This is a genomic window from Nocardia sp. NPDC059229, assembly GCF_042754165.1.
In the GTDB taxonomy this organism is placed as follows: Bacteria; Actinomycetota; Actinomycetes; order Mycobacteriales; family Mycobacteriaceae; genus Nocardia.
The window spans coordinates 188757-201207 of the sequence record NZ_JBHZAK010000014.1; the positions used below are offsets into that span (position 1 = coordinate 188757).

Annotated in this window: 11 protein-coding genes; 7 read left to right on the top strand and 4 right to left on the bottom strand. The window is 69.2% G+C overall.

Annotation, left to right across the window (positions count from 1 at the left end; all coding sequences use genetic code 11):
* Positions 1 to 63: 63 nt before the first annotated feature.
* On the bottom strand, positions 64 to 1053 hold the full coding sequence (locus tag ACFXHE_RS29190) for an LLM class F420-dependent oxidoreductase (RefSeq protein ID WP_379387636.1): 990 nt from the start codon (positions 1051 to 1053) through the stop codon (positions 64 to 66).
* A 76-nt stretch (positions 1054 to 1129) separates the two neighbouring features.
* A complete protein-coding gene (locus ACFXHE_RS29195) occupies positions 1130 to 2029 on the bottom strand; it encodes a LysR family transcriptional regulator (RefSeq protein WP_379387637.1) in 900 nt (299 codons plus the stop codon).
* Between the two features lie 228 nt (positions 2030 to 2257).
* On the opposite strand from ACFXHE_RS29195, the gene ACFXHE_RS29200 reads away from it, so the two are divergent.
* The 7 genes from ACFXHE_RS29200 (at position 2258) to ACFXHE_RS29230 (ending at position 10528) form a co-directional block, all read left to right on the top strand.
* Positions 2258 to 3235 carry an EamA family transporter gene (locus ACFXHE_RS29200; RefSeq protein ID WP_379387638.1) on the top strand — a complete coding sequence of 326 codons (978 nt, stop codon included), beginning with the start codon at positions 2258 to 2260 and terminating at the stop codon, positions 3233 to 3235.
* Positions 3236 to 3361: 126 nt separating this feature from the next.
* Positions 3362 to 5128 carry an FAD-dependent oxidoreductase gene (locus ACFXHE_RS29205; RefSeq protein ID WP_379387639.1) on the top strand — a complete coding sequence of 589 codons (1767 nt, stop codon included), beginning with the start codon at positions 3362 to 3364 and terminating at the stop codon, positions 5126 to 5128.
* Positions 5129 to 5192: 64 nt separating this feature from the next.
* Complete coding sequence (locus tag ACFXHE_RS29210) at positions 5193 to 5816, top strand: pyridoxamine 5'-phosphate oxidase family protein (protein WP_379387640.1); 624 nt, start codon at positions 5193 to 5195, stop codon at positions 5814 to 5816.
* Positions 5817 to 5904: 88 nt separating this feature from the next.
* Positions 5905 to 7155, top strand: a complete 1251-nt coding sequence (locus tag ACFXHE_RS29215) for a MurT ligase domain-containing protein (RefSeq protein WP_379387698.1) — start codon at positions 5905 to 5907, stop codon at positions 7153 to 7155.
* Positions 7152 to 7862, top strand: coding sequence for a type 1 glutamine amidotransferase (locus tag ACFXHE_RS29220; RefSeq protein WP_379387641.1), 711 nt, complete (start codon positions 7152 to 7154; stop codon positions 7860 to 7862). Before ACFXHE_RS29215 ends, ACFXHE_RS29220 begins: the two co-directional genes overlap by 4 nt.
* 218 nt (positions 7863 to 8080) lie before the next feature.
* Positions 8081 to 9649, top strand: coding sequence for a GMC oxidoreductase (locus ACFXHE_RS29225; protein WP_379387642.1), 1569 nt, complete (start codon positions 8081 to 8083; stop codon positions 9647 to 9649).
* A 90-nt stretch (positions 9650 to 9739) separates the two neighbouring features.
* Positions 9740 to 10528: an ion transporter gene (locus ACFXHE_RS29230; RefSeq protein ID WP_379387643.1), complete on the top strand. Its 789-nt coding sequence runs from the start codon at positions 9740 to 9742 to the stop codon at positions 10526 to 10528.
* Positions 10529 to 10556: 28 nt separating this feature from the next.
* On the opposite strand, the gene ACFXHE_RS29235 is transcribed toward ACFXHE_RS29230, so the two are convergent.
* Both ACFXHE_RS29235 and ACFXHE_RS29240 read right to left on the bottom strand, forming a co-directional pair.
* A complete protein-coding gene (locus ACFXHE_RS29235; RefSeq protein WP_379387644.1) occupies positions 10557 to 11765 on the bottom strand; it encodes a low temperature requirement protein A in 1209 nt (402 codons plus the stop codon).
* 91 nt (positions 11766 to 11856) lie between these two features.
* Positions 11857 to 12447 (bottom strand): SRPBCC family protein, encoded by a 591-nt coding sequence (locus tag ACFXHE_RS29240; protein WP_379387645.1) that lies wholly within the window; start codon positions 12445 to 12447, stop codon positions 11857 to 11859.
* Positions 12448 to 12451: the final 4 nt, after the last annotated feature.

Consider the following 12451-nt stretch of genomic DNA (forward strand, 5'->3'; position numbering starts at 1 on the left):
GCCCCGCAGTTCAACCGAACCGCGGGGCATTTCCGATGAGTCGGCCTCGGAAAGGGGAGCGGGTCAGCCCCGGACCAGGGGAGCCAGGGCGCGACCGGCGAGTTCGACCGCGCCGGCCTCGTGGCCGTTGGTGACCATGTTCACGATGATTCCGTCGATGCCCTGGTCGAGCACCCGGGACTGGATCTGCTCGGCGACCTGGTCCGGGGTGCCGACGAACTGGCGGTCCGCCGGGGTGTTGCGCAGGGCCTCGTTCGGCAGCGCGCCCAGGTCGGTGATGCCGATGCGGGCCAGCATCTCGGCCTGGGTCTTGCGGGCGCGGTCGCCGTCCTCGTCCACGATGACGAACGCCAGGAAGCTGGTCTCCAGGGTCTTCGGGTCGCGGCCCGCCTCGTCCAGGCGCGCGTGCAGGGCCTCGAGCTTGCGCGGGATCTCCGAGGCATTGCAGATGATGTTGAGGTGGTCGGCGAAGCGGGCGGCCAGGCCGAAGGTCTTCTTCTCGCCGCCGCCACCGAGCATGATCGGCAGGTCGTCGCGCACGCGCGGCTCGTTCATGGCGTTGTTCGTGCGGTACCACTTGCCGTCGAAGGTGGAGTGCTGCCCGCGCAGCATCGGCGTGATGATCTCGAGGGCCTCCTCGAGCTTCTCGAACCGCTCGGTGAAGGTGCCGAAGTCGAAGCCGTAGGCCTGGTGCTCGAGCTCGAACCAGCCCGCGCCGATGCCCAGCACGGCCCGGCCGCGGCTCACCACGTCCAGGGTGGTGACGGTCTTGGCGGTGAGCGCCGGATTACGGTAGGTGTTGCCGGTCACCAAGGCGGACAACTGGATTCGCTCGGTCGAGGCGGCCAGGCCGGACAGCGCGCTGTACGCCTCCAGCATGGGCTCCTCGGGCGCGCCGAGCAGCGGCAACTGGTAGAAGTGGTCCATGACGAAGGCCGCGTCGAAGCCGGCCGCCTCGGCCTCCCGTGCCTGCGCCACCACCGCCGGGAACAGGTCCCGCGGCGCGACCCCGTAGCTGAAGTTCGGCATCTGATACCCGAGTCGAATGCTCATGCCGCAAAGGTAGGACCTGGAGTGCGCTCCAAGTCAACCGCTGACTTCCGATTCCCGGTCGCGCGGTGTAGCCGGGCTATTCGGTCCCGGTGGCGCGGCGGGCCGCGGCCTGGAACGCGGCGATGACCATGGCGACGGCCGGGCGCTTGTCGGCATGCGGGCGGGTGGCCAGGTCGTAGACGCGGGCGGCGCGGACGCCGGCCAGGCGGAGCATGACCAGGTCGGGGTGACGGACCGCGTGGCGGGGCATGAGGGCGACGCCGTAGCCGGTGGCCACCAGCGCCTCGATGACGCTGAACTCGTTGAGCCGCTGCGCGATTCGAGGCTGCACGCCGGTGACGGTCGCGATCGAGCGCAGCACGTCGTCGACCGGGAAGCCGGTGCGGACGCTGATCCAGGTCTCGTCGGACAGCTCCGCCGGAACCACGGCGCCCTGCCGGGCCAGCCGGTGATCGGGCGCGACCACCACGTCGATCGGCTCGCGCATGAGCACCCGCGAGGACACCCGCGGCCCGCTGAGCGAGGGCGCCCGCTCGTCGCGGTGGGTGAGGACCACGTCGTAATCGGCCAGCAAACGCGGCACCTCGCTGGGCGGCACGTCCTCGTCGCGCGCCACCATCTCCACTCCGCTGTCCACCAGCTCGGCCAGCACATGCGGCAGCAGCAGTGCCGCCCCCGACGGGAACAAGGCGACCCGCACCCGCCCGCGCGGCGACCCCCGATACTCGGCCATCTCGCTGACCGCCCGTTCCATGGCCTCGAGCACCTCATCGGCCCGCACCACCAGCGCCCGCCCCGCATCGGTCAGCCGCACCCGCCGCCCATCCGGCTCCAGCAGCGCCACCCCCGCCTCCCGCGCCAGCACCTTCAACTGCTGCGACACCGCCGACGGCGTCATCGACAACGCCTCCGCCACCGCGGCAACCGTCCCGCGATCGGCCAATTCCCTTAGTACCCGCAGTCTTTCGAGTGACATGAGTGGCCCATCGGACCGCGCCGCGCCGGACCCCTCGAGCTGCGCGGGGCCGGGGTGGGCGGCGGTCGCCGGGGCTTCCGGTGCGGCGGCTGGGGTGTCTCGGGGAACGCGGCGCGGGGGTGGGACGGAGCGGGGTGGGTCGGGCTGGGGCATGGTTAAGTAGTACTACATTGTTGGTGCAGAATTATTCGATTGTTCTTATCTATTAGCGTCAGCAAGATTTTCGGCATGACCAATCGCGATCGACTGCTCGGGCTCACCGTCGTGGTGCTGTGGGGGTTGAACTTCCTGGCCATTCACGTGGGGCTGGAGCATTTCCCGCCGTTCTTCTTCGCGGGGCTGCGGTTCGCCGTGATCGCGATTCCGGTGCTGCTGTTCGTGCCGCGGCCCAGGGTGCCGTGGAAGTGGTTGCTGCTGTACGGGATCGGGTTCGGGATTCTGCAGTTCGCGTTTCTGTTCACCGCCATGCGGGCGGGGATGCCGACGGGCCTGTCCTCGCTGGTGCTGCAGTCGTCCGCGCCGTTCACGGTGCTGCTGGGCGCGGTGTTCCTGCGGGAGCGGCTGCGCGGCATTCAGCTGGCGGGGATCGCGGTGGCCATGGCGGGTATGGCGGTGATCGGGTGGGACCGTTCGCACCACGCGGCGCTGCTGCCGCTGGTGCTGACCCTGCTGGGCGGACTGGGCTGGGCCTTCGGCAATATCGGCTCCCGGCTGGCCGCGGCCTCGTCCGAGCAGGTGAACCCGCTGCACCTGACGCTGTGGATGGCCGTGGTGCCGCCGATCCCCATGTTCGTGCTGTCCGCGCTCACCGAGGGCCCGGCCACCGGCTGGAACGACCTGATCGACTCCTGCTCGGCGACCGGCTGGCCCGCCTACGCGGCCCTGGCCTACATCGTCGCGCTGGGGACGATCGCGGGATCGGGGCTGTGGACCTATCTGATGAGCCGCTATCCGGCGGGCACGGTGGCGCCGCTGTCGCTGGCCGTGCCGGTGGTGGGAATCGCCGCCTCCTGGGCGTTCCTGCACGAGACTCCGTCCGCGTTGTCCCTGTTCGGGGCCGTCATCGTGATCGTCGGCGCCTTCACGGCCACCTCGGCGGGCCGCCGCGTCCGGGTGCCGGAGGCAGCGCTCGACACGCCCGGACACATCCGACCCGCCGAGCCGACACGCCGGTCGGAACTGGACCCGAATCTCGTCGAGGCCTAGCTGAGCAGTCCGATTTGCTGTAGTTCGCCCATCTTTCGGGTCTTCGGGATGAAATTTTCCACCCCAACCGACCATCTGTCTGCGACAGCTCCATAGGATGCGGACCAGGCGTGGGAGGTAACGGGTATGGCAGGACAACGTTTGTCCGTCACGCGGCGATCAGTGTTGCGTGGAGCGGTCGCAGCCGGGGCAATGGCGGGAGCGGTGGCGTCGGGGGCCGCCCGGCCCACCGCCGCGCGGGCCGAGGCCGGACGGCTGGTCGCGGTGCTGGGCGGTGGGGTCGCGGGTCTGACCGCGGCGCACGAACTGGCCGAACGCGGCTTCGAGGTGACCGTCTACGAGCGGCGGGCCCTGGGCGGCAAGGCGCGCAGCATCGCGGTTCCGGGCAGTGGCAAGGACGGGCGGCCGGAGCTGTGGGGCGAGCACGGATTCCGGTTCTTTCCCGGCTTCTACCGCCACCTGCCCGACACCATGCGGCGAATCCCGTTCGCGCGCAACGCCAATGGTGTGTGGGACAACCTGATCGCCGCCCCCGAGGCGCGGTTCTCGCGCAAGGACGCGGACGACACCATCATTCCGATGGGCAAGTTCGGCAAGCCCTGGTCGAGTCCGGACGACTTCCGCGAGACCGTCGGGTCGGCCATTACGACCTCCACGAAAATGGGCACCAGCGATGCCCTCTATTTCGCGAGTCGCCTGCTTGTCTTCAACACCAGCTGCGACGCCCGCCGCTACGGGCAGTGGGACAACATGGCCTGGCGGGATTTCGTGGGCGCGGGCAGGCGCTCCAACGAATTCCGTATGCTGCTCTCGCGCACGCTCACCACGCTGCTGGTGGCAGCGCGGGAGGACAAGGCCAGCACCCTCACCATCGGCACCATGGGCGAGCAGTTCCTGGGCAATCCGCTCGAGGTCGGCAATGACGGCGCGCTGGACCGGCTGTTGAACGGGGCCACCAACGAGGCATGGATCGATCCCTGGGTGAACCGCCTCCGGGATCTCGGCGTCACCTTCGTCAACGCCGAGGTCCGGGGTCTGGATCTGGAGGGCGCGCGCATTTCCGGTGCGCGCGTGGTGGATTCGTCGGGTGCGGCCCAGACGGTCACCGCCGACCATTTCGTGAGCGCACTGCCCGTGGAGGTGGCACGCACCCTGTGGACGCCCGAAATCCTGTCGCTGCGACCGGAATTGGCGGGCATGAGCCAGCTGACGGTGGACTGGATGACCGGCATCCAGTTCTTCCTCCGCCGCCCCACCGATATCGCGCGCGGGCACACCGCCTACGTCGACTCCCCGTGGTCGCTGACCTCCATCGCGCAGGCTCAGTTCTGGAACCGCACCCCGGTCACCGGCATGGGCGACGGCACCGTGCAGGACTGCCTGTCGGTCGACATCTCCGACTGGAACACCCCCGGCATGCTCTACGGCAAAACGGCCAAGGAGTGCACCCATGACGAGATCGCGCGCGAGGTGTGGGCGCAGCTGAAGGCACACCTCAACGATCGCGCCGACCTGCTGCGCGATGAGGATCTGCACTCCTGGTTCCTCGACACCGGCATTGCGTGGGACGCCGCGCAGCAGCGCAACACCAATGCCGATCCGCTGCTGATCAATACGGCGGGCTCCTGGGCGCTGCGCCCGGAATCGCATTCCGACTCGCTCCAGAACCTGTATCTGGCAGGCGATTACGTGCGCACCAATGTGGACCTGGCCACCATGGAGGGCGCGTGCGAGGCGGCCCGCGGCGCGGTGAACAAGCTGCTGGAGGTGGCGGGTTCGGATGCCCCGCGCTGCAAGCTGTTCACGCTCTACCGCACGGAGGTGCTGGAGCCGTTCCGGCAGCTGGACATTCAGCGGTACGCGGCGGGACAGCCGAACATGTTCGACGCCTAGGGTGCTTCCGCACACCGGCGAAAAAGGCTGGTGTGAGGCCCGCACCGCGCGTTGAATCGGGAGCATGAGCGAGATCACGGACCCGGTCGAACTGCGTGAACTGCTGGGGGAGGTCGCGCCGCGGCCGCGGAACAAGGACCGGCACTCCCTGCATCACTGGGATCGGGAATGGATCGCCCGCTCACCGTTCGTGGTGCTGGCCACCAGCGATGCCGACGGCAACTGCGACGCCTCGCCGAAGGGCGATCCGGCGGGATTCGTGCAGGTGCTCGACGACAAGACGATCGCCATTCCCGAGCGGCCCGGCAATCGCCGCGCGGACGGCTACCTCAATATCCTGAGCAATCCGCATGTCGGCGTGCTGTTCCTGATTCCGGGCCGCGGCGACACCCTGCGGATCAACGGCCGCGCCCGGCTGGTCCGTGACGCACCCTATTTCGACGACATGGTGGTCAAGGGTCATCGCCCGATCCTGGCCATCGAGGTCGCCATCGAGCAGATCTTCTTCCACTGCTCCAAGGCGTTCATGCGCAGCGCGCTGTGGCAGCCGGAACAGTGGCCCGCGGACACCATGCCCAGCGTCGCGCGCCTGGTGAAGGATGTGCAGCCGGCCACCCCCGAGACCTTCGAGCAGCTCGAGGCGTACTACACGGGCGAGGGCTATCGAAAGATGCTCTACAACGGCTGAGTGCGGCGCGTATCACGCCGTGGGCCCCGATGCCGCCTGCACGTCCCGCCCGCCATCCCCATAAACTCGCGTCGTGGCAGACATCTCGATGCGCGGACAGCTGGCGCTGCGGGCGGCGACGGCGGCGTCGTGGGCCTCGCGGCGGGCCGGGCGCGGCAACGGCTCGATGATCGGCGGGCTGATCGCGCTGAAGATCGATCCCTCCCTCATGACCCAGCTGGGCCGCGGCAAGCGCACCGTGCTGGTGACCGGCACCAATGGCAAGTCCACCACCACCCGCATGACCGCCGCGGCGCTGCAGACCCTCGGCGGCGCGGATCGCCGAGGACTCGACAGTGTCGCCACCCAGGCCGACGGCGCGAACATGGACGCCGGGATCGTGGCCGCGCTCACCGCGCACCGCAGCGCGCCGCTGGCCGCCATCGAGGTGGACGAACTGCATCTGCCGCATGTCGCCGACGCGCTGAACCCGTCGGTGGTGGTGCTGCTGAACCTCTCCCGGGACCAGCTGGACCGGGTCGGCGAGATCAATATGATCGAGCGCCGCCTGCGCGAGGGCATGGCGCGGCATCCCGCGGCCGTGCTCATCGCCAACTGCGACGACGTACTGGTCACCTCCATCGCCTACGACCACCCGAACGTGGTGTGGGTGTCGGCCGGCAGCGGCTGGTCGGTGGACGCCACCAGCTGTCCGCGCAGCGGCGAGCCCATCGTGTGGGAGGGCGAGCACTGGTACAGCACGGGCGCGGACTTCCAGCGGCCCGTGCCGCAGTGGCGGGTCGGCGAGCACACGCTGTCCGGGCCGGACGGCCTGGAAATCCCGCTCGCCCTTGCCCTTCCGGGGCGCGCCAATCGCGGCAACGCCGCGCAGGCGGTGGCCGCCGCGGTGGCGCTGGGCGCGGATCCGGACGCGGCCGCGGCCGCCGCGGGCACCGTGCGCGAGATCGCGGGCCGCTATCGGACGGTCGAGGTCGACGGCCGCCGCACCCGCATGCTGCTGGCCAAGAATCCGGCCGGCTGGCAGGAGGCGCTGTCCATGATCGATCCGGCCGCAACGGGTCTGGTGATCGCGGTCAACGGCCAGGTGCCCGACGGCGAGGACCTGTCCTGGCTGTGGGACGTCCGCTTCGAGCACTTCGAGGGCACCCAGGTGGTGGCCGCCGGCGAGCGCGCCACCGATCTCGCGGTCCGGCTCACCTACGCCGGCGTCGAGCACATCACCGTCGCGGATCCGCTGGACGCCATTGCCTCCTGCCCGCCGGGACGGGTCGAGGTGCTGGCCAACTACACCGCGTTCCGCGACCTGAACCGCGACCTGGAGACGGGGACCCGCGCATGAGTGAATCGACCGTCCGCATCGGCCTGGTCCTGCCCGACGTCATGGGCACCTACGGCGACGGCGGCAATGCCGTGGTGCTGCGCCAGCGCCTGCGCATGCGCGGCTACGACGCCGAGATCATCGAAATCCCGCTCACCGAGCCGGTTCCCAACTCGCTGGACGTCTACACCCTGGGCGGCGCGGAGGACTCGGCCCAGCGCCTGGCCACCCGCCACCTGCAGCGCCACCCGGGCCTGCAGGAGGCCGCCGAACGCGGCGCTCCGGTGCTGGCCATCTGCGCCGCCATCCAGGTGCTCGGCCACTGGTACGAGACCTCCTCCGGGGAACGTGTGGACGGCGTCGGCCTTTTCGATGTCACCACCTCCCCGCAGGAGAAGCGCGCCATCGGCGAGGTGGCGACCGAGCCCCTCGTTCCGGGCCTCTCACAGCCCCTCACCGGCTTCGAGAACCACCGTGGCGGAACCAAACTCGGCGGCGACGCCAAACCGCTGGGGCGCGTCACCAAGGGCGTCGGCAACGGGGTGGGCGACGGCCTCGAGGGCGTCATCCAGGGTTCGGTGCTCGGCACCTACATGCACGGCCCGGCCCTGGCCCGTAACCCCGAGCTCGCCGACTATCTGCTGACCCGGGCCCTGGGCGTGGATTCGCTTCCGGCCCTGGATCTCCCGGAGGTCGACCAGCTCCGCCGCGAGCGCCTCCGGGCCTGACAGCGGCCTGCCTCCGCCCGGTCCCGCAATGCCGGTGAAGTGTGGAAACACATAGCCGGCCCACATATCTCGGTGGTGATCTCTCACCAACCTGTTGAGGCGTTGCCGACCGGCCGGTAATCTCGCGCGCGGCCATGCGTGATGAGGGAGGTGGCCGCTTGCGTAGGCGCGCCGTGTTGAAGGCTGCCGTTTCGGCGGCTCTGCTGGCAGGTGTCGGGATGGGTACCGCCGGTCGCGGCGCCGGACCGGCGTCGGCCAATCCGTTGTGGAACGCGCTGTACCAGGCGTGGGTACCGGAAATCTTTGCGCCGCTGCCGGATCCGCCGGAACACAGCGAGGCCATCGTCATCGGCTCCGGCTTCGGGGCCGCGGTGACCGCGCTGCGGCTGGCCGAGGCGGGCGTGCAGAACACCGTGCTCGAGCGCGGCTCGCGCTGGCCCAACGACCCGTGGCGGGAGATCTTCACCGGCGACGACCTGCCCGACGGGCGCGGCTTCTGGCATCGCACCAGCTTCACCGGCATCACCAAGGTGCCCATGCCGTGCTCGGATTTCGGTGGCGTGCTGGACGTCACGGAGTATCCGGGCATCGACGTGTGGCGCGCGGCGGCGGTGGGCGGCGGGTCCATCGTGTTCAGCGGCGCCATGGTCGCGCCGCCGCGGCACCTGTTCGACCAGGTCTTCGGGGGCGTGGTGAACTACGACGAACTCGATTCGGTCTACTACCCGCGGGTCCGCCAGATGCTGCGACTATCCACCATGCCGCAGGACGTGTACGACTCCACGCCCTTCACCCATTCGCGGGTATGGGATCAGCAGGTGCGGGCCGCGGGTTACGAACCGCAGGCCAATGATTCGATCTTCAACTGGGATGTGATCCGCGCCGAGCTGGCGGGCGCCAGCCGGGTCTCGGCCATCGCGTCGCGCAGCAATCTCGGCAATTCCAATGGCGCCAAGTTCGATCTGAACCAGAACTACCTGCGCTACGCCGAGGGCACCGGCCGCTCGGCCATCTACCCGGGCCACCGGGTGGACGCCATCGGCCAGGACGGCAGCGGCAGATATGTGGTCACGGTGACCAAGCTGGCCCCGACCGGTCAGGTGCTCGGCAGCCGCACCCTCACCTGCGACCGCCTGTTCCTCGGCGCGGGCTCGGTGGGCACCTCCGAACTGCTGGTGCGCGCCCGGGCCACCGGCACCCTGCCCAACCTCAACGAGCACGTGGGCGACGGCTGGGGCACCAATGGCGATGTGGTGCTGGCGCGCAGCGTCAGCTCGCTGTCCATGACCGGTGGTGGCGTGCCCAGTGCCAGCCGCATCTTCGACGACTCGAGCATGCCGCTGCACCTCGAAAGCTGGTATGTGCCGGGCATTCCGGTGGACACCGGCGCCATCGCCTCGCTCGGCATCACGCTGGATCCGACCCGGGCCCGCTTCGGCTACGACGCCGGCCGCAACGCGGTGGGACTGAGCTGGCCCAGAGCGGCCCAGGATCAGGTGGTCGCCGCCTGCCGCGCGGTCGATCAACGGGTGGCGCAGTCCGACCGCTCGCTGGTGAACTACACGCCGATCGGCTATGACGCGCAAGGCTTCTTCACCGCGCACCCCCTGGGCGGGGCGGTGCTGGGGCAGGCGACCGACGCCTACGGCCGGGTCATCGGGCATCCGGGCCTGTACGTCATGGACGGCGCGGGCATCCCGGGCAGCACCGCGACGGTGAACCCGTCGCTCACCATCACCGCTGTGGCGGAACGCAATATCGAGGCGATCATCCGGGCGGGGAAGTAGCCGGCCCGGCCGCCCGGCCCCTCGAAGCCCGCCGCGTGGTCATTTGCGCCGACTACGCTGGCGGGACCGTTCGATGAGGAAGGGGACGTCGTGATCGAGCTCGGCGCTGCGGATGAGGATGAAATCCCCCACAAGCCTCCCACCCTGTGGACCGATTTCGTCATGCTCGGGCTCGCGGTGGTCTCGGTCGCGCTCGTCACCTGGGTGACGTTCTTCCCGGTCTCCGATCACACCTACCGGACGATCCGCATCACGGACTACAGCGTCTGCGCGGTGTTCCTCGCCGAATTCCTGTGGCGCTGGCGGCGTGAGGGCTGGAGCTGGACCTTCCCCTTCATCTACTGGTACGAGGTCCTCGGCATGGTCCCGGTGACCAGTCCGTTCTTCCGCGGTTTCCGGCTGCTGCGCATCGTGGTGATCGCGGTGCGGGTGGGCCGGGTGGCCGACCGCGCGTTCGGCGACCGGATCACCGCGGCCGTGGTGAACCGGTCGATCGGCGCCATCGTCGAGGCCATCGAGCGCCCGATCACGGTGGCCGTGCTGGACGAGGTCGCCGAGGTTTTGCGGTGTGGCCGATACACCCGCAATATCGCGAATGCGCTGGAGGAGAACCGTTCCGAGATCGACCAGATGATCCTCGAGGTGATCCGCAGCGATCCCCAGCTGGGGAAGGTGCGCTATGTCCCGTTCCACGAGGAGATGATTCGCGGCATCGCCGACGCCAGTTTCCGCGTCGTGCTGCAGGTGCTCGCCGATCCGCGCACCGACGAGCTGGTGGCGGATGCCCTGCGCGAGAACATCAATCAGATCCGCGAGGCCGTGCACTCGGGGGAGCGGGTGCCGGAGGCCATCGACAATCGGCTCACCCCGAGTCCCTGAGCCGTCGCCCGCCGCGTGTTCGAGGGCCTCAGTCGAGCCCGTGGCGGATCAGATCGCGCGGCTGGGCATAGCGCACCACCTCGAACACGATGAGCGCCAGCAGGACCGCGCAGAGCATGCCGAGCGCGGCAAGTGCGGGCACCGCCGACGCCAGCGGGATCAGGGCCAGCAGCACCACCGCCGCCACCAGTCGCGGCACCAGCACCTTGCCGGTCGCGTAGTGCCGGAACCCGACCAGGGCGACCAGGTACGCGATCACACCCCCGTACAGTGCGAACAGCGGGATCCCGTGCAGCTCGTCGCTGAGCGAATGCCCTTGCGCCCCACCCACGTAGCTGAGCACCTTCTTCAAACCCAGTGCCATGGCCACGATTCCGGCGATCATCGGGAAGTGCCAGAAGGTGTAGCAGTTGCGCGCGATCTGGATGCGGCGCTCGCCGCCGGCGCGATGCATCGCGTGCTCCACGACCAGCGCGGCCACATCGAAGTACGCCCACCACAGCAGGCCCGCCACGCCCAGGCCGAGCATCGAGCCCACCGTGATGGACCAGGAGATCGGCAGCCCGGCCACGCCGACGCCGATGGACACGATGGATTCGCCCAGCGCGATGATGACGATCAGCCCGTACCGTTCGGCGAAGTGCGAGGGCGAGTAGAGCCGCCACTCGTTGCCCGCGAAGAACGTCCAGCCCATGTCCCAGACCAGCGCCGCCAGCCACAGACCCAGCTGCGCGGTCCCGGTGGTGAGCGCGCCGGCCACCAGCAGCACGCTGGCCACGCTGAGTGAGCCTGCGGCCCAGCGGATCACCTGCCGGCGTAGCTGGGCGTCGTGGCTGCTGGCCATCCAGAACACGGTCAGGTGGACCAGCCGGACGGTCAGGTACGCGATGACGAACACCAGTGGCCCGTACCAGCCGCCCGGCAGATCGTGGAATGACTCGGGAATGGTGAGCGCGATGATGAACGCCCCGCCCATGGCCACGAACATGGCCACCCGGGCGATGCCCTCATCGGCCTTGACCACATTGCCGAGCCAGGAGTAGCCGATCCAGCCCCACCACAGCATGGCCAGAATGAGCAGTGCGCGCAGCAGATTGACCGCGGTGGTCTCGTGCGCGGCGAAGTCGGTGACCATGGTGAAGGCGAAGACGATCACCAGGTCGAAGAACAGTTCCAGCTGCGTCACCGAGGCGTCCTCGGCGACGGGCATCATGCGGGTGCGTACGGGACCGGGCATGAGGGACATCCTGCCCAATGCGCGGCTCGAAAGGCAGTGCCGATCACGACTGTTCGCTGTTCGCGATCAGCTGCGAGTGTTCGCGGCCGGCCTAAGCGGTGCCGAAGCCGGGCTCGAAGTTGCGGCCGTAGTCCAGGCGCTGCGCGTAGCCCGGCTGGGCGTACCCGGGCTGGACCTGACCGGGCTGCTCGAAGGCGGTCGATTCACCGTAGGACGCTTCGTCCACCTCGCCGAGTCCTTGGACGCCGGTGACGGATTCGACGAATGCGATGAAGTTGCTGATCGTCGCGTCGCCCTCGCGGCGGGCGGTGCGCTTGAGCAGCATGCCGGGCGCGGGAATCGGCAGGTAGACCTCGGAGTGGTACCAGACCTCTGTGGCGCCGTCCTCGGTTTCGCCGAGGTCGAACCAGCCCTTGCCGCCGGCGCCGGCGCTGGATTCGGAAACCCGCCATTCGACGCGGTTCTCGGTGCAGGTGTATTCGACGACCTGCCGGTCGGGGCGGCCCATGAGATTGGCCGACACGTAGACGCGCTTGGGGCGGCCGCGCTTGTCGCGGGTGGCGACCCGGACGTCCTGATGGGAGGGGGACCAGTCGGGCATCTGCTCGACCATGAGCAACGCATCCATCACCTGTCCGGGATCGATGTCGATGACGAACCGGTGATCAGTCTTCGTTCTCATATCT

Coding starts and splice junctions, on each gene's coding strand:
- ACFXHE_RS29190 (WP_379387636.1), bottom strand. CDS start 1,053: ATGAGCATTCGACTCGGGTATCAGATGCCGAACTTCAGCTACGGGGTC.
- ACFXHE_RS29200 (WP_379387638.1), top strand. CDS start 2,258: ATGACCAATCGCGATCGACTGCTCGGGCTCACCGTCGTGGTGCTGTGG.
- ACFXHE_RS29195 (WP_379387637.1), bottom strand. CDS start 2,029: ATGTCACTCGAAAGACTGCGGGTACTAAGGGAATTGGCCGATCGCGGG.
- ACFXHE_RS29240 (WP_379387645.1), bottom strand. CDS start 12,447: ATGAGAACGAAGACTGATCACCGGTTCGTCATCGACATCGATCCCGGA.
- ACFXHE_RS29205 (WP_379387639.1), top strand. CDS start 3,362: ATGGCAGGACAACGTTTGTCCGTCACGCGGCGATCAGTGTTGCGTGGA.
- ACFXHE_RS29215 (WP_379387698.1), top strand. CDS start 5,905: ATGCGCGGACAGCTGGCGCTGCGGGCGGCGACGGCGGCGTCGTGGGCC.
- ACFXHE_RS29220 (WP_379387641.1), top strand. CDS start 7,152: ATGAGTGAATCGACCGTCCGCATCGGCCTGGTCCTGCCCGACGTCATG.
- ACFXHE_RS29225 (WP_379387642.1), top strand. CDS start 8,081: ATGGGTACCGCCGGTCGCGGCGCCGGACCGGCGTCGGCCAATCCGTTG.
- ACFXHE_RS29210 (WP_379387640.1), top strand. CDS start 5,193: ATGAGCGAGATCACGGACCCGGTCGAACTGCGTGAACTGCTGGGGGAG.
- ACFXHE_RS29235 (WP_379387644.1), bottom strand. CDS start 11,765: ATGCCCGGTCCCGTACGCACCCGCATGATGCCCGTCGCCGAGGACGCC.